The following is a 15,731-nucleotide window of genomic DNA, read 5'->3' on the forward strand; positions in this document are numbered from 1 at the left end:
GTTACCGCTCGGGTGTGACGAATATGTTACCCACAAAAATGAGGGACCGTGCTGCACACCACACGGTGCGCGACACGGCCCCTCTCTCGACGAGGTCGGCCGACGATCAGCCCACGGGCTTCATCGCATTGACCAAGGAGAACAGGTCCTTGGGGTCATCGGGGTCTGCCACGAGGTCAACGTAGCTCTGCAGTTCGGAGCCCGCGGTCGCGTCCCTGACGCACCGCAGGGCGGAGAAATCGTTGATCGCGAACCCGACGGAGTCGAAGATCGTGATGTCCTCGGCGGAAGTGCGCCCCTGCGCCTCGCCGTTGAGGACCTGCCAGAACTCCGTCACGGGGAAGTCCGGGTCCATTTGCTGGATCTCGCCCTCGACCCGGGTCTGCGGAGTGAACTCCACGAACACGTTTCCGCGATCGAGGATCTCTGCCTCCAACTCGGTCTTGCCGGGGCAGTCACCGCCCACGGCGTTCAGGTGAACGCCCGGCCGAACGTGGCGGTTCGCGAGGATCGTGTTCTGCGCCTTGTCCGCGGTACAGGTGGTGATGATGTCGGCGTCGGCCACGGCCTCGTCGACCGTATCGGCCACCGTGACACGGAATCCGAGGGGCTCGAGGTTCCGCTGAAGCTTTTCGACGGCCTGGGGATCGATGTCGTAGACCGTCAGGTCCTCGATACCCAGGGCGGCGCGGAATCCGAGGGACTGGAACTCGGACTGCGAGCCCGCGCCGATGAGTGCCATGCGCTTCGAATCCGGCCGGGCCAGCTTGCGCGCGATCATGCCCGACGTCGCGGCCGTCCTCAATGCCGTCAGCAAGGTCATCTCGGCGAGGAACGTCGGGTAACCGTTGTCGACGTCGGCCAGCACGCCGAACGCCGTCACGGTCTGGAAACCACGCGCGGGGTTGGACGGATGTCCGTTGACGTATTTGAAGGAGTACTCCTCACCGTCCGATGTCGGCATGAGCTCGATGACGCCGAACGGAGTATGGCTGGCCACCCGCGGGGTCTTGTCGAACTTGGCCCACCGGCTGAAATCGCGCTCGAGGTAATCCATCATCTTCCCGATGATGTTTTCCACTCCGTCGCGCTGGATCCAGCGCGCCATGTTCTGGACATCGACGAATTGCGTCACGGCAATCCTCCCTCTCAAAGTGACTCGTGTTCCTATCGACAGTGTAATATCCACACTCTTTGACCGAAACGGACAATCAAACAACAAATTTCGCACAACATGAGCAGATTACGATCCATGAGTTAGCATTCTGTTCATGGCAAAGACTTCAGATCTTGATCGACGACTCATTGCGGCCCTGCGCAAGGACGGCCGCGCCTCCATCGCGGCCCTATCCGAAGAGCTCGGCGTATCCCGAGCCACCGTCACCAAACGCATCGATTCCCTCACGGCCCGCGGCATCATCGTGGGTTTCAGCGTGCGGGTCAGGGACTACGCCGAGGCCTCACAGGTCCGAGCGATATCCCTCATCGAGGTCGAGGGACGGACCACCGATCACGTCATCAATGAGCTGAGAGGCTTGCCCGAAATCCTCGCGCTCCACACGACCAACGGTGGATGGGACCTCGTCGCCGAGATGCAGTGCGTCGATCTCCAGGACTTCGACGCCGTACTCAAGTCCATTCGGGGGATCTCCGGTGTGGTCAACAGCGAGACGAGTCTCTTGCTGAGCTCCGTGGTCAGGTAGGAGTGCAGAGCTCCGCCGAGGCCCAACGGCGCGAGCGTCGACACCACCCCGGACGCACCATGCTTGCGGTTTTGTAAGTAGTTAGTAACTGGTAACTTCTGGGCATGGTCGAAAGAATGAGCCGCTCGAAGCGACGAGCACAGATAGCGGAGATCGCGGCCGAGGAGTTTGCCGCACACGGCCTTCACGGCGCCTCGACGGAGGCCATCGCGAAGAAGGCCGGAATCTCCCAGGCGTACGTGTTCCGCATCTTCGGGACGAAGAAAGCACTGTTTCTCGAGCTGATCCAAGAGGCCTTCGGGCGAGTCACGGAGGGCATGCAGAAGTCCGCCGGAGCGGACACGGGCCTCACGGCTTTGTCCGAGATGGGACAGCAGTACTACGACTCGCTCGCCGACCGAACGAATCTGTTGCTCCAACTCCAGGGACTGGCAGCCTGCGGTGACCCCGAGATCCAGGACGCCGTGCGACAAAGTTTCGGGGACATGTGGACGGCGGTCGCTGGGACCACAGGCTTGGACCCGGTCACGGTCAAGACATTCCTCGCCTACGGCATGTTGCTGAACTCCGGAGCGGCCATGGACGTCGAAGCACTCGACGAGGAATGGGCCGAGGGCATTCGGACACGAATCCGCCCGGACCTGTTCCGCCACATCACCGGGGAGACGAATCAATGACCTCGGCCTCGAGTCGTCGCGGCGCACCCTCCGGACTTGGTCCGGCCATCGTCGTCGTCGCGTTTCTGGGAGCAGTGATCGGAGGCGTCGGCGCACCCCTCATCACCTCAGTCGCCATCCACATCGGGACAAGCCTCGAAGCGGCACAGTGGTCGCTCACGATCACCCTGTTCTCTGGCGCCGTGACCGCTCCGGTTCTGGGGCGACTCGGCACGGGTCCACATCGGAGAAGCTCGCTCCTGATCGCCCTCTCTCTGGTGGCTGCGGGTGGTTTGCTGATCACATGCCCCGGGCCGTTGTGGCTCCTGATGATCGGTCGCGCATTCCAGGGATTCGGCCTGGGCGTCACGGCTCTCCTCATGGGCATCGCGAGGGATCACCTCCCGGAAAAGCAGGCCGAGTCGACGATCGCGATCGTCTCGGTCGCCTCCACGGTCGGGATCGGCATCGCCTACCCCTTGATGGGCCTGATCAACGAGGCAGCGGGACTCCGCGTCGCCTTCGGCACGGGATTTCTTCTGTCCCTGGCTGCGGTGCTCGTCGCGTGGAAATTCGTTCCACGAGACCGGCCGGGTCCTGCTGCTCGTGTTGATGTGCCTGGTGCGGTGCTTCTTGCACTCGGCATCCTGGGGGCTCTGCTGGTTCTGGCCCAGCCCTCGGTGTGGCGGCCCGCCTGGCTGGGTCTCTCGATCGTGATCGCATCCGCCGCCGCGTTCATCGCATGGGTCGCGGTCGAACGGCGCACGGCCGAACCCCTGGTAAACCTGGCCGTCCTCCGGAACAGCGGCGCCTTGCGTGCGAATGCCGCCATGCTCGTCTCGGGAGCAGGCATGTACCTGTTGTTCTCGTTGCTCACGCGGTATGTTCAGACACCGACCGCGGCCGGATACGGGTTCGGGCTCTCCGGCGTCCTTGCCGGTGCCGTCCTGATTCCCTTTTCCGCCGTGGGGCTCGGGGCAGGCCGCCTCACGCCAGTCCTCAGGAGTCGCGTGTCGCCCCCATGGATATTCACGATATATGCCGCTTCGGTAATGCTCGCCGCCTGCATCTTCGCTCTCGCGCCGGGTTCGCTCCTCGTGGCGTTGGCTTCGATGGCGGTTCTCGGTTTCGGCGTCGGCGGGGCGTCGTCCATCATGCCGCGACTCGTGCTCGAGGGCGTACCCCAGCAGGAATCCTCCAGCGTCCTGTCCCTCAACCAGATCGCACGCACTGCCGGCTTCAGCGCAGGGAGCGCCGTCGCCGGCCTCCTCCTCGCCACCGCAACGACGAAGGGGGCCGTATTCCCGACAGAGCACGGCTATTCTACGGCCGCTGTCTGCGTCATCATTCCGCTGCTGATCGGCGTTGCCCTGGTCCTCCCCCGCAGAGGCCGACAAACGTAGGCCACGACCGCGCACGGTGACTGGTAGCCACCGCGCTCGGTCGTGGCCGTGAGGGCCGCCGTCAGTCCTCGTCGTCGTGCTCGTCGTGAATCTCCGGGGAGATCACGGCCCGAGCCTGGTGCGGGTGGTGCGGGTGCTTGGTCTCAGCGGCCGGACGTGCGGCGACGATCGGGTGTGTCCCCGTGACGCCCTCACGCTCCGCGGCCAACTCCATCACCCGGTCCCTGACGAGGAACCAGCCGCCAACGAGCAACGGGATCAGGATCAGCATGGAACCCAACGTGTATGTTCCCACGGGGTAGTCAATGGCCATGAGGACCAGAACGGCGACGAGGAACGCGACCGTCATCCAGTTGGTCCATGGTGCCAGGGGCGCCCGATAGCGGGGTCGTGTGTACAGGCCCTTCTCGGAAAGGCTCACGAACTTCTTGTGGGAGAGCGTCACCGCGGCCCATGAGGCCATCGTTCCGAGTGCAGAAATGTTGAGCACGATCTCGAAGGCCTGCTCCGGAACGAAGTAGTTCAGGATGACGCCGATCAGTGACACCACGGCGGTCAGGCAGATTCCGCCGAAGGGCACACCCGACGAATTGAGCTTCGCCGCGAACTTGGGAGCCGACCCGGCCATGGCCATCGAGTGCAGGATGCGGCCCGTGGAGTAGAGCCCGGCGTTGAGCGACGAGAGGGCGGCGGTGATGACGACCAACTGGACGATGGGTCCGGCGGCGTCGACACCGATCGAGGAGAAGAACGTCACGAAGGGCGATTCCTTCTCACTGTAAGCGGTGTACGGCATCAGCATGCACAGCAAGAGCACGGATCCGACATAGAAGACCGCGATGCGCAAGATCACGGTGTTGATCGCTCTGGGGATGACCTTCTCCGGGTTCCGGGTCTCCCCCGACGTCGTCCCCACGAGCTCGATGCCGGCGTAGGCGAAGACGACCCCCTGGACCACCACGAGCGCGGCGAGCCCGCCGGAGGGGAAAAGGCCCCCATGGTCCGTGATGAGGTGAATGCCGGTGGGCTCACCATTCGGCGATCCGAAGATCACGAAGATGATGCCGAGCACCAGGAAGAGGACCAAGGTCGCGACCTTGATGAGCGAGAACCAGAATTCCATCTCACCGAATACTTTGACAGAAATGAGGTTGGTGATCAGCACGATCGCGACGACGGCCAGTGCACAGACCCACTGCGGAATGTTTCCGACGAAATCACTGTATTTGGCGAACCAGCGCACGTAGATCGCGATCGCCGTCGCGTCGGCCACCGCCGTCATGGCCCAGTTCAGCCAGTACAACCAGCCCGACACGTACGCGGCCTTCTCCCCATAGAACTCTCGGGTGTAGGAAACGAACGAACCGGAGGAGGGTCGGTGGCACACCAGCTCCCCCAGCGAGCGGAGCATGAGGTATCCGAAGAATCCACAAACTCCGTAGATGATGAAAAGCGAGGGACCGGCCGAGGCCAGGCGTCCGCCCGCCCCTAGGAAGAGACCGGTGCCAATAGCCCCACCGATCGCGATCATTTGGAGCTGGCGGGCTCCGAGCCCCTTGTGGAGCCCCGCGTCCTCGTTGGCCACCACCCCGGCAGTGCCGTTGCTGCTCGGAGCAGGACGATTATCAGGCGCAGATGTCGATGACATTGTTCAACCTTCAGGTCAGGGAGCAACCACGCGCGCAACCGGGCATCCCGCCGGTCCGCACGAACGGTGCTCTGCTCGAAATATCACCGGCGGGGAGAGGACGATCTCACGACACTGTGGTTCACCTCACCCGAGCGGTTCACTGTGGAAGCTTACCTCGGGGTCACCCCAGAATGCGCCAGCACCGGGGACTGCACCGTGTTCGGCGTGGGCGCCGAGGCACCGGCCGGCTATTCGTCGTCTTCGTCGTCGTCGAGGCGGATGGTGGTGTTGGAGCGTCCGTGGTCGAAAGGTTCATCGGCGTCCTCCGTGGTCGGCCACTGCGCGACCACCGGGAACTGGCCCGTATAGCCCTCGCGCTGCGCCGCAACCTCCATCACCCGGCGCCGAACCATGAACCAACCGATGATGAGCAAGGGAATGATGATGAGCATGGAGGCCAACGTGTAGGTGCCCACGGGATAGTCGAAGGCGATCAGGATCATGACCGCCACGAAGAACGCCATGGTGATCCAGTTGGTGAAGGGGGCCAACGGCGCCCGGTACTTCGGGCGCTGATACAGGCCCTTCTTGGCCAGCGACACGAATTTCTGGTGCGGCAGGGTGATAGCGGCCCAACCGACAATGATCCCGACGGCCGACATGTTCAGCACGATCTCGAAGGCCGCCTCCGGGACAAAGTAATTCAGCACGACGCCGAGCATCCCCACGCCCGTGGTCAACAGAATCCCCACGAACGGGACCCCGCCCTTGGTCAGCTTCTGCGCGACGCGCGGAGCCGAGCCTGCCATCGCCATCGAATGGACGATGCGACCGGTCGAGTAGAGACCGGCGTTGAGGGACGAGAGCGCGGCCGTGATGACCACGAGCTGCATGATCGGCCCGGCGGCGTCGACCCCGATCGAGGCGAAGAATGTGACGAACGGGGATTCGTCATCGCTGTACTGCGTATAGGGCAGCAAGAGGCAGAGGAGCAGGACGGAGCCCACGTAGAACACCGCGATCCTGAGGATCACGGAGTTGATCGCGCGGGGGATAACGCGTGCGGGCTCTTGCGTCTCGCCCGAGGCGGTGCCGACGAGTTCGATACCCGAATAGGCGAAGACCACGCCCTGTGAGACCACCAATGCGGCCAAGAGGCCGTTGGGGAGCATGCCGCCGCTCTGAGAGATCAGGCTGAACCCGGTCGGCTCCCCCGAGGGCGACCCGAAAATCACGAAGAGGATGCCCACGACCATGAATGCGACCAGGGCCGCAACCTTGACGATCGCGAACCAGAATTCCATCTCGCCGAAGACCTTCACCGAGATGAGGTTCATGACCGTGACCGCCGCGATCACCAGGAACGCGAGCACCCACTGCGGGATGGAACCGATGAAGTCGATGTACTGGCCGAACCACCTGATGTAGATGGCCATCGCGGTTGCGTCCACGATCGTTGTGGTTGCCCAGCTCAGCCAGTACATCCACCCGGTAAAGTAGGCCGACTTCTCACCGAAGAACTCGCGACAGTAAGAGACGAAGGAGCCCGACGACGGCCGGTGCACCACGAGTTCACCCAACTGGCGCAGGATCAAGTATCCGAAGAATCCGGCCACGGCATAAAGGATGAACAGGGTCGGGCCGGCCGACTCGAGGCGGCCACCCGTCCCGAGGAACAAACCCGTACCGATCGAACCGCCGATAGCGATCATCTGGAGTTGGCGAGGGCTCAGGCCCTTCTTGAACCCCTCCTGCTCGGCTTCGAATTGGTTCTGCGCGGCTTCGGGTGAACGACTCGCCGCCGACGAGTCCGAGCCGGATGCTGCCATGGGGTCCTCCCGTTGCTTGGAATCTGAACCTTACACGGTCCGCGAAATATCGCTCCACAGCCTACCGCGATGCTCGGACTCGTGTAACCCAAAACACAACAAATGTTGTTTTTGGGGAAACCCCATCATAGGACCCCAGGCCCGCGCGAGGTGGCAATCATGTGCGGCTTGTGGCCCAATTTCCGCACAAAACTTCCGCCTCGGCGCGCGGGGAGGGACCGACTTACTCAGGAACGATGCGGACGGCGCCCTTGTCGGCGCTCGTCACCATCGAGGCATAGGCACGCAACGCCGTGGACACCTGACGCTCGCGCGGCTTGGTCGGCTTCCAGGGCAACGGGCCGCGGGCCTCCCGCCTGCGGGCCAGCTCCTCGTCGGACACGTGGACCTGGAGGAGGCGGTTGGCGACGTCGATCTCGATTTCGTCGCCGTGCTCGACCAACCCCACGGCGCCGCCCGCAGCGGCCTCCGGCGAGATGTGACCGATCGAGATACCCGAGGTCCCTCCCGAGAAGCGTCCGTCTGTGATGAGGGCGCACTCCTTCCCGAGGCCCAGGCCTTTGAGGTACGACGTCGGGTACAGCATCTCCTGCATGCCCGGACCACCCTTGGGACCCTCGTACTGGATCACGACGATGTCGCCCGGCTCCACGTGCTTGGACAGGATCTCGAACACGGCTTCGTCCTGCGACTCGACCACGAACGCCTTGCCACGGAAGTGGAACAGGCTCTCATCGATGCCCGCGGTCTTGATGACGGCGCCGTCCTCCGCGATGTTGCCGAAGAGGATGGCCAGGCCGCCGTCCTTGGTGTATGCGTGTTCGACGGAGTGGATGCACCCGAACTCGGGGTCGGTGTCGAGCTCCTCGAACTTGTTGGCCGTCGAGAAGGCCTGGGTCGTGCGGACGCCGCCTGGCGCGGCCAGGAACAGCTCCCGGGCCCGCTCGGTGGCCGTGTCGCGGCGGATGTCCCACTCGTTGAGCCAGTCATCCACGGACTCCGCGTGCACGGTGCGCACCCCCTCGTGCCGGAACAGGCCGGCACGGTCCAGCTCGCCCAGGATCGCCGGGATTCCACCGGCCTTGTGCACGTGCTCGATGTGGAACTGCGTCGAATTCGGCGCGACCTTGGCCAGACACGGCACGTGCCGAGACAGCTCGTCGATGTCCTTGAGCGTGAAGTCGACCTCGGCCTCCTGCGCGGCCGCGAGAATGTGCAGCACGGTGTTGGTGGAACCGCCCATGGCGATATCCAGGGCCATCGCGTTGGTGAAGGCGTTCTTGGAGGCGACGTTGCGCGGGAGAACGGATTCGTCGTCCTCCTGGTAGTACTTCTTGGCCAGATCGACGACGGTCCGTCCCGCATTCAGGAACAGGTCCTTGCGGGCGACCTGCGTAGCCAACGTGGTTCCGTTGCCGGGCAACGACAGGCCCAGGGCCTCGGTCAGGCAGTTCATCGAGTTCGCGGTGAACATCCCGGAGCAGGAACCGCACGTCGGGCATGCGTTCTCCTCGATCATGCCGAGCTGGTCATCCGTCACGGACTCGTCCACGGCGTAGGACATCGCATCCACCAGATCGATCCGGTGTTCGATGACGCCCTCGACCGCGTTGCCCGACTCCATCGGGCCGCCCGACACGAAGACCACGGGAACGTTCAAGCGCATCGCGGCCATGAGCATGCCCGGCGTGATCTTGTCACAGTTGGAGATGCACACCAGGGCGTCGGCGCGGTGGGCATTGACCATGTACTCGACCGAGTCGGCAATGATGTCTCGGGACGGAAGGGAATAGAGCATTCCGTCGTGACCCATGGCGATCCCGTCGTCCACGGCAATCGTATTGAATTCCTTGGCGACGCCGCCGGCCTCCTCGACCGCGCTGGCAACGAGCGCTCCCATATTCTTCAGGTGAACGTGGCCGGGCACGAACTGGGTGAAGGAGTTGGCGATCGCGACGATCGGTTTCCCGAAGTCTTCCTTCTTCATTCCCGTCGCACGCCAGAGCGCGCGGGCTCCGGCCATGTTGCGCCCGTGCGTGGATGTTCTGGAACGCAGTTCAGGCATATGTCCTCCTTCGGCCTCTGATGCTCATTCCAGACTACTCCCGCAGTTTCGGCTACCACCTGCCGAGACGTCATGTCTTGAATGATGGAACGCCGCACACGGTCGACCATCCGTCGCTCCCCGCGCCGGAAGTGGACCACCGTCCCGCACGTTCGAGGCCGGCTATCCGGCGTCCTCGGCGTCGAGGTGACGCACCAGATCGACGACGGAGGACCGAAGCCGGGAGATCCCCTGCACCGGATCGTTCTGCGTAACCAACCGGGCCGACGGCCTGCGCCCCAACATGTTCCGGAGATCGGCGATCGTGGTTCCGTGCGCGGAGCCCTCATCCGCCACAACCTCCACGGTCGTGGTCACGGCGTCGTACTCCGCATCCCCGATGGCCGCCGCAGAGGCAAAGAAGTCGTGGATGTGGGCCATGTATCCGTAACCATGTTGCTCGTGGAACTCGAAGTAAAAACGAAGCGCGTCGTCGAGCACCTTCAGCAGGCGCGCGCCCCGCCCGTCAGGATCGAGAGGACGATCCGCCGCGGCGTCGATGGCCCACGTCGCCGCATCGTCGGGCTGGAGCTCGTAGCGTTCGGTCGTCTCGAGCCCGCAGACGAGCGGCAATTTGTTCTCGGGCAACCCCTCAAACGCCTCGTAGGCCGCGAAGACCTCCCGCGCGGCCAGAGGATCCGAGTGGATGTTCCATTCGGCCAGAGGCGTCGTGTTGCCGGGATGGAAGAATGCGCCGCCCATGATCGTGACCGAGTGCAGCAACTCCGGGAGCCTCGGCTCCATGCGCAGGGCCAGAGCAAAGTTCGTGAGCGGTGCCGTGCAGATCGCGTCGAGTTGGTCCGGATTCTCGCGGGCCAGCTCGACCCACACCTCTGGCGCGAAACCTTCCGTGATCTCCACATCGGAATCCACTCGGGCGTACCCGATGCCCTGGGGGCCGTGGGTCTCCGGGGTCGTGACCAGTTCCTTGCCGAGCGGACGGGATGCCCCAAGGAAAACCGGCACGTCGTCGCGCCCGCACAGGCTCAGCAGCCCCAGATTGTTCCTGGCGACGTCATCGGCGGGAACGTTTCCAGGAGTGCACGAGACGGCCTCGAAGACGATCTCGGGCTGGGCCGCCAAGTACACGAGCGCGAGCGCATCGTCGATACCGGTGTCGTTGTCCAGAAGAATGCGGGGCATGGCCCCAGCATAGGGGCTTACCCCTCCGGATCAGCCCTTGTCGGAGCCGTCTTCGGGATCCTGGCTCTCGTCCTCCGCATGGATGATCGTTGTGCTGCCGTGACCGCGGCGACCCTCACGATGGGTGCGTCGGGCCGCGGGCCGGTCCGCAACCACGGGATACAGACCCGTGACGCCCTCACGCTCCGCTGCCAGTTCCCTGACCCGGCGTCGCACCACGAACCAGCCGACGATCAGGGCAGGAATGATGATGACCATGGTCGACAAGGTGTACGTGCCCACCGGATAGTCGAAGCCGATCAGCACGATCACACCCGCCAAGAAGACCAGAGTGATCCAGTTCGTCACCGGAGCCCCGGGCGCCCTGTACGCAGGCCGCCGGTACCTACCCTGCTTGGTCAAGGAAACGAACTTCATGTGGGCCATGGTGATCGCGACCCAGCCGGCGATGATGCCGAGAGAAGCAATGTTGAGCACGATCTCGAAGGCGGACTCGGGGACGAAGTAATTCAGCACGACGCCGAGGAGAGCGACCCCTGCGGTCAGCAGGATCCCGCCGTACGGAACACCGGATTTGGTGAGCCGCTGGGCGAATCGCGGGGCAGAACCCGCCATGGACATGGAGTGAAGTATGCGCCCCGTGGAATACAGGCCGGCATTCAGGGAAGAGAGGGCCGCGGTGATGACCACGAGTTCCATGATCGGACCGGCCGCCCCGACGTTGATCGAGGAGAAGAACGTGACGAACGGAGACTCGTCCTCACTGAAGGCCGTGTAAGGCAGCAGGAGAGTGAGCAGGAAGATCGCGCCGACGTAGAAGATCGCGATGCGCAGGATGACCGTGTTGATCGCCTTGGGAATCACCTTGGCGGCGTCACGGGTCTCACCGGAGGTGGTGCCGACCAACTCGATCGAGGCATAGGCGAAGACCACGCCCTGCATGATGATCAGCGCCGGCATCAGACCGTTCGGGAACAGACCACCGTTTTCAGCAATCAGACCGATGCCGCGAGGGGATCCCGTCGGGGTTCCGAAGATGACGAAAGCGATCGCGAGCACCAGGAAGACCACCAGCGCGGCGACCTTGATGAGAGCGAACCAGAACTCCATCTCCCCGAAGACCTTCACGGAGATGAGATTCAGGGCCACGACCAGAACGATGACCAACAGCGCCACGAGCCACTGGGGTATGGCATCGACGAAGGCACTGTACTGACCGAACCAGTGCACGTAGATCGCGATGGCCGTGGAGTCCACGATGGCCGTTGTCGCCCAGTTGAGCCAGTACATCCACCCCGAGACGAACGCCGCTTTCTCACCGTAGAACTCGCGGGTGTAGGAGACGAACGAACCGGAGGACGGACGGTGGACCACCAGTTCGCCCAACTGTCGGAGAATCAGATAGGCGATGAACCCGCACAGCGCATAGTCGAGAAACAAGGAGGGGCCGGCGGAAGCCAGTCGGCCACCCGCTCCCAGGAACAACCCGGTACCGATCGCCCCACCGATGGCGATCATCTGGAGCTGGCGCGGGCCGAGGCCCTGCTTCAGCCCGGCCTGTTCCTGCTCATACGCCATTTCTTCGGGATATTTTGCGGTGTGCCTCTGACTCGTATCGGTCATGGATTCCTCTGCATATCTTGACGCCGCCGGCCGACTGTTCGCCTGTGCGATGGGCAAGCCAGAGGAAGATGCGGCGTCTCTAGTTCTCTCGACAACCATGGTCGGACCACCCCAGTGTGGCCCTGGCTACGTGTATTGGTGATGCGCGTCCAAAAGACGCCATCGATACGATAACCCCGATAGTCACAATCGCGTAACAGGGCTTGGTCGAGAAATACCGTGTCACACGCCGCGACGAGCCGGAACCCGCTGGATTCCCGAGGACGAACCGAGAAAACTGGGCCGGGCACACGGACCATCCCGAGCGGCCGAGAGACTTGGCTCGACGACGCCGCAGCAACCCGCACTCCCGAAGCAGGTGCTACCGCCAAGACCGATGGAGGAAAGACATGCTGAACAGCGCCGACCGCATCCGCACGACCCACGTGGGCTCGCTCCCGCGAACCGACGAACTGATTCGGGCCAACGCCCGCCGCGCACGCGGTGAGATCTCCGAGTCGGATTTCCAGGCAGTCCTGACCGAGTCGGTCGACGACGTCGTGGAAAAGCAGGTCGAGTGGGGCATCGACGTCGTCAACGACGGCGAGTACGGTCACGCGATGGCGAGCGACGTCGACTACGGCGCGTGGTGGCACTATTCCTTCGCCAGAACCGGTGGCCTCGAAACCGTGGACAACACGTCCTTCCAAGAGATCCTCAAGACGCCGGGCAACGGTCGGTACAACAGCTTCGCGGTGCGCCGGGACTGGAACCGGTTCGCCGATTTCTACGAATCCATCAACCTGGGCAATGACCCGGACGGCGAATTTCCGATCGCGACGGGTCCGCTCACTTACCAGGGGCAGGACGCGGTTGCCACGGACATCAACAATCTGCGCGCAGCCGTGGAGAAGAATGCGGCGTCGGAGGCGTTCATCGCGTCCCTCTCACCGGGGTCTGCATCGCGTATTGGCAATCACCACTACGCGACCGACGAAGAGTTCATTTATGCCTGGGCAGATGTGCTCCATGAAGAATACAAAGCCATTACGGACGCCGGATTCATCGTGCAATTGGACGACCCCTCCATCGCGGAGGCCTGGGACCAGCTGACGCCCGAGCCGACCATCGAGGAGTACCTGCGGTTCAACCAGCTCGCGATCGAGGCCGCGAACTATGCCTTGCGCGGCATTCCCGAGGAGCAGGTCCGCTTCCACCTCTGCTGGGGATCGTGGCACGGCCCCCACACCACGGACATCGAGATCAAACACCTCATCGACTCGCTCTTCACGATCAACGCCGGAGCGTACGTCTTCGAGGCGGCGAACGTCCGCCACGCGCACGAGTGGAAGGACTGGGAGGGAGTGGACCTTCCCGACGGCAAGCTGGTGATCCCCGGCGTCGTCTCCCACTCGACCAACGTGGTCGAGCACCCAGAGCTCGTGGCCCAGCGGATCGAACAGTACGCTTCCGTCCTGGGCAAGGAGAACGTGATCGCCGGGACTGACTGCGGTCTGGGCGGTCGGCTCCACCCTCAGGTCGCTGAGGCCAAGCTCAAGTCCTTGACCGAGGGCGCGAGGATCGCCACCGAACGCTTGTACTGACGCCGCGGGTCGGGTCGGGGTGCGGGGCGCCAGGCGTGCGCGGGGCCCGGGCTCGGTTCGCGGGTACGGGCGCGGGCGCGGGGCGCGGACGCACCCCGAGGTCACGAATTGGCAAAAAGTGCATGCCCTCACGACCGGATGCGTCTAGGGTGGATTCCAAACTGTCGTCCCTGACGATTTCCGAATCCCCCAAGGAGTCATCTCATGGCCGCTGACCAGACACAAGATTCGAACCTTCTCGCCCCGCTCGCCGGGGAAGTCATCCGCATCGACCACGTTCCCGACCCGGTCTTCGCCCAGAAGATGATGGGCGAGGGTTTCGGAATCCAGGAGCCCTCATCGGGCGAGATCGTCGCTCCCGTATCGGGCGAGGTCACGGTGACGACCAGCAGCAAGCATGCCCTCGGCATCAGGACCGATGACGGCCTGGAGGTCCTGCTTCACCTGGGCATCGACACCGTCGAGCTCAAGGGCGAGCCCTTCGACCTCGAATCCGCCAAACACGATCGCGTCACCGCGGGCCAGCGGCTTGGGTCGATGGACATCGAGGCCGTCCGCGGCGCGGGCAAGGACCCCACAACGATCGTGGTCGTCACCAACTCGGCCGACCGGCTTGACGCCCTGGCCGTCCAGGGCGGCCGATGCGAGGCCGGCGACGTCGCCGCCGCCGCGACGCTGCGAGACTGAGACGGCGAGCAGGCTGCGTCGGCGGGGAGACTGAGACGGGGCCTGGCTGACACGGCGTCGGGACCGAATCGGCGTCCGGGCTGACCCGGCGTCGAGGTGTCAGTTTTGCGCACGCCCGTTGCCCGAGGTGGCAGCTATGTGCGGAATTCACCCCAAAATCTGCACAGGGTTGCCACTTCACGCCGGGCCAAGCGCAAAAGCTGCACCGGATTGCCGCCTCGCTAGGATTGGCGACGGCATCAGGCTCTATGAGCCCGTTGCGTGGCGCTGTTAGGTGGCCGTTGCCCGATTGAGAGTGGTTTCCCAGCGACATCGCGGCCCTGCGCACCCGCTGCGCGGCTCTGTTGGGTGGCGGTTGCCCGATAGATTGGCGTTTTCCGTTGTTAGGTGGGGGTTCAACCGCCTCCTAACAGCGGTTACCGCCACCGAGTCGGGTAACCGCCACGCAACGCGGATCGTCACGGGGCCCGTCCACCACCACGCCGTCAGAAAACGATCGCGTGGTTCCCGTGCCAGAAGACCCTGTCCTCCGCGTGGGCCTGGACCGCGCGTGACAGGGTTGCCCTCTCCACGTAGGCTCCGTGTTTTTGCAGGTCGGCCGGGGAAAAGGTGTGGTCTACCCGGGTGACGTCCTGCTCGATGATCGGGCCGGCATCAAGTTCGGGGGTGACGTAGTGCGCCGTCGCTCCGATGAGTTTCACGCCGCGCTCCCACGCCATCCGGTACGGCCCGGCCCCCACGAAGGCCGGAAGGAACGAGTGGTGGATGTTGATAATCGGCACGTCGATCCGACGCAAAAAGCTTTCGGAAAGTATCTGCATGTAGCGAGCCAGGACCATGAAATCGGCCTTTCCCTCGACCAGCTCCATGATCCGCGCCTCTGCCTCCGACTTGTCCGCGCCCTGCGAGGGAACGTGGTGGAACGGGACACCGAAGTACTCCACTTCGTCGCGCAGATCCGGGTGGTTGGAAATGACCATCGGTATCTCCACGGGCAACTCGCCCCGTTGCTGGCGCCACAACAGGTCGAGCAGGCAGTGGTCGGACTTCGGAGCAAGGACGATCATGCGCTTCGGCGTCGAACGGTCGATCAACCGCCAGTCGAGCCCCACGGACAGCAAGGTGTCCTGCAGGTCCGCCTCGATGTCGGGGATCGACGCAGTGAAGTTCTCCTTGTGGAAGACGGTGCGCTGGTAGAAGATCGGCTCTTCGTCGATGCTCGTGAACTGGTCGCTCTGCAGAATATTGCCCCCGTTCCGAGCGATCGCGCCGGCGACCGCACTCACGATCCCGGGGCGGTCAGGGCCCTTGACGACGAGGCATCCCTGGTCGGCAAAGCGTTCGATGCGAGGGGTCATGGATTCTCCGTC

At 63.7% G+C, this 15,731-nt stretch carries 12 protein-coding genes and 1 riboswitch; of the genes, 5 read left to right on the top strand and 7 right to left on the bottom strand.

All coding sequences use genetic code 11. The annotated features are described in order from the left end of the window. Positions 1–106: 106 nt before the first annotated feature. A complete protein-coding gene (locus tag AB0Y14_RS10860; RefSeq protein WP_436589278.1) occupies positions 107–1,135 on the bottom strand; it encodes an ornithine cyclodeaminase in 1,029 nt (342 codons plus the stop codon). A 136-nt stretch (positions 1,136–1,271) separates the two neighbouring features. On the opposite strand from AB0Y14_RS10860, the gene AB0Y14_RS10865 reads away from it, so the two are divergent. From AB0Y14_RS10865 to AB0Y14_RS10875, 3 genes are all read left to right on the top strand, one after another. Beyond that, positions 1,272–1,703, top strand: a complete 432-nt coding sequence (locus tag AB0Y14_RS10865; protein ID WP_129316273.1) for an Lrp/AsnC family transcriptional regulator — start codon at positions 1,272–1,274, stop codon at positions 1,701–1,703. 116 nt (positions 1,704–1,819) lie between these two features. Continuing rightward, positions 1,820–2,380, top strand: coding sequence for a TetR/AcrR family transcriptional regulator (locus tag AB0Y14_RS10870; RefSeq protein WP_436589279.1), 561 nt, complete (start codon positions 1,820–1,822; stop codon positions 2,378–2,380). Then, positions 2,377–3,762, top strand: coding sequence for an MFS transporter (locus tag AB0Y14_RS10875; protein ID WP_436589280.1), 1,386 nt, complete (start codon positions 2,377–2,379; stop codon positions 3,760–3,762). The genes AB0Y14_RS10870 and AB0Y14_RS10875 overlap by 4 nt, the downstream gene beginning before the upstream one ends. Positions 3,763–3,823: 61 nt before the next feature. Here AB0Y14_RS10875 and AB0Y14_RS10880 read toward each other — a convergent pair whose 3' ends face one another. The 5 genes from AB0Y14_RS10880 to AB0Y14_RS10900 form a co-directional block, all read right to left on the bottom strand. Then, positions 3,824–5,410, bottom strand: coding sequence for an amino acid permease (locus AB0Y14_RS10880; protein ID WP_436589281.1), 1,587 nt, complete (start codon positions 5,408–5,410; stop codon positions 3,824–3,826). 230 nt (positions 5,411–5,640) lie between these two features. Continuing rightward, positions 5,641–7,221: an amino acid permease gene (locus AB0Y14_RS10885; protein WP_436589282.1), complete on the bottom strand. Its 1,581-nt coding sequence runs from the start codon at positions 7,219–7,221 to the stop codon at positions 5,641–5,643. 223 nt (positions 7,222–7,444) lie between these two features. After that, on the bottom strand, positions 7,445–9,286 hold the full coding sequence (gene ilvD, locus AB0Y14_RS10890; protein ID WP_436589283.1) for a dihydroxy-acid dehydratase: 1,842 nt from the start codon (positions 9,284–9,286) through the stop codon (positions 7,445–7,447). 162 nt (positions 9,287–9,448) lie between these two features. Continuing rightward, positions 9,449–10,468, bottom strand: a complete 1,020-nt coding sequence (locus AB0Y14_RS10895; RefSeq protein WP_436589284.1) for a nucleoside hydrolase — start codon at positions 10,466–10,468, stop codon at positions 9,449–9,451. A gap of 30 nt (positions 10,469–10,498) precedes the next feature. Next, complete coding sequence (locus AB0Y14_RS10900) at positions 10,499–12,091, bottom strand: amino acid permease (RefSeq protein ID WP_436589285.1); 1,593 nt, start codon at positions 12,089–12,091, stop codon at positions 10,499–10,501. Positions 12,092–12,383: 292 nt separating this feature from the next. Then, a riboswitch (SAM riboswitch) is annotated at positions 12,384–12,474 on the top strand. Positions 12,475–12,480: 6 nt separating this feature from the next. Between AB0Y14_RS10900 and AB0Y14_RS10905 the strand changes: the two genes are divergently transcribed. Both AB0Y14_RS10905 and AB0Y14_RS10910 read left to right on the top strand, forming a co-directional pair. Beyond that, positions 12,481–13,674: a cobalamin-independent methionine synthase II family protein gene (locus tag AB0Y14_RS10905; RefSeq protein ID WP_436589286.1), complete on the top strand. Its 1,194-nt coding sequence runs from the start codon at positions 12,481–12,483 to the stop codon at positions 13,672–13,674. Positions 13,675–13,878: 204 nt separating this feature from the next. After that, positions 13,879–14,361, top strand: coding sequence for a PTS sugar transporter subunit IIA (locus AB0Y14_RS10910; RefSeq protein ID WP_436589287.1), 483 nt, complete (start codon positions 13,879–13,881; stop codon positions 14,359–14,361). Between the two features lie 485 nt (positions 14,362–14,846). Here the strand turns inward: AB0Y14_RS10910 and purU are convergent, their stop codons facing one another. Next, positions 14,847–15,719 (bottom strand): formyltetrahydrofolate deformylase, encoded by an 873-nt coding sequence (gene purU, locus AB0Y14_RS10915; RefSeq protein WP_436589288.1) that lies wholly within the window; start codon positions 15,717–15,719, stop codon positions 14,847–14,849. Positions 15,720–15,731: the final 12 nt, after the last annotated feature.

Source organism: Rothia sp. HC945, assembly GCF_051370785.1.
Lineage (GTDB): Bacteria > Actinomycetota > Actinomycetes > Actinomycetales > Micrococcaceae > Rothia.

Excerpts from the sequence above, each read along its gene's own strand:
- AB0Y14_RS10865 (WP_129316273.1), top strand. The coding sequence starts at position 1,272 with ATGGCAAAGACTTCAGATCTTGATCGACGACTCATTGCGGCCCTGCGC.
- AB0Y14_RS10870 (WP_436589279.1), top strand. The coding sequence starts at position 1,820 with ATGAGCCGCTCGAAGCGACGAGCACAGATAGCGGAGATCGCGGCCGAG.
- AB0Y14_RS10875 (WP_436589280.1), top strand. The coding sequence starts at position 2,377 with ATGACCTCGGCCTCGAGTCGTCGCGGCGCACCCTCCGGACTTGGTCCG.
- AB0Y14_RS10880 (WP_436589281.1), bottom strand. The coding sequence starts at position 5,410 with ATGTCATCGACATCTGCGCCTGATAATCGTCCTGCTCCGAGCAGCAAC.
- AB0Y14_RS10885 (WP_436589282.1), bottom strand. The coding sequence starts at position 7,221 with ATGGCAGCATCCGGCTCGGACTCGTCGGCGGCGAGTCGTTCACCCGAA.
- ilvD (WP_436589283.1), bottom strand. The coding sequence starts at position 9,286 with ATGCCTGAACTGCGTTCCAGAACATCCACGCACGGGCGCAACATGGCC.
- AB0Y14_RS10895 (WP_436589284.1), bottom strand. The coding sequence starts at position 10,468 with ATGCCCCGCATTCTTCTGGACAACGACACCGGTATCGACGATGCGCTC.
- AB0Y14_RS10900 (WP_436589285.1), bottom strand. The coding sequence starts at position 12,091 with ATGACCGATACGAGTCAGAGGCACACCGCAAAATATCCCGAAGAAATG.
- AB0Y14_RS10905 (WP_436589286.1), top strand. The coding sequence starts at position 12,481 with ATGCTGAACAGCGCCGACCGCATCCGCACGACCCACGTGGGCTCGCTC.
- AB0Y14_RS10910 (WP_436589287.1), top strand. The coding sequence starts at position 13,879 with ATGGCCGCTGACCAGACACAAGATTCGAACCTTCTCGCCCCGCTCGCC.
- purU (WP_436589288.1), bottom strand. The coding sequence starts at position 15,719 with ATGACCCCTCGCATCGAACGCTTTGCCGACCAGGGATGCCTCGTCGTC.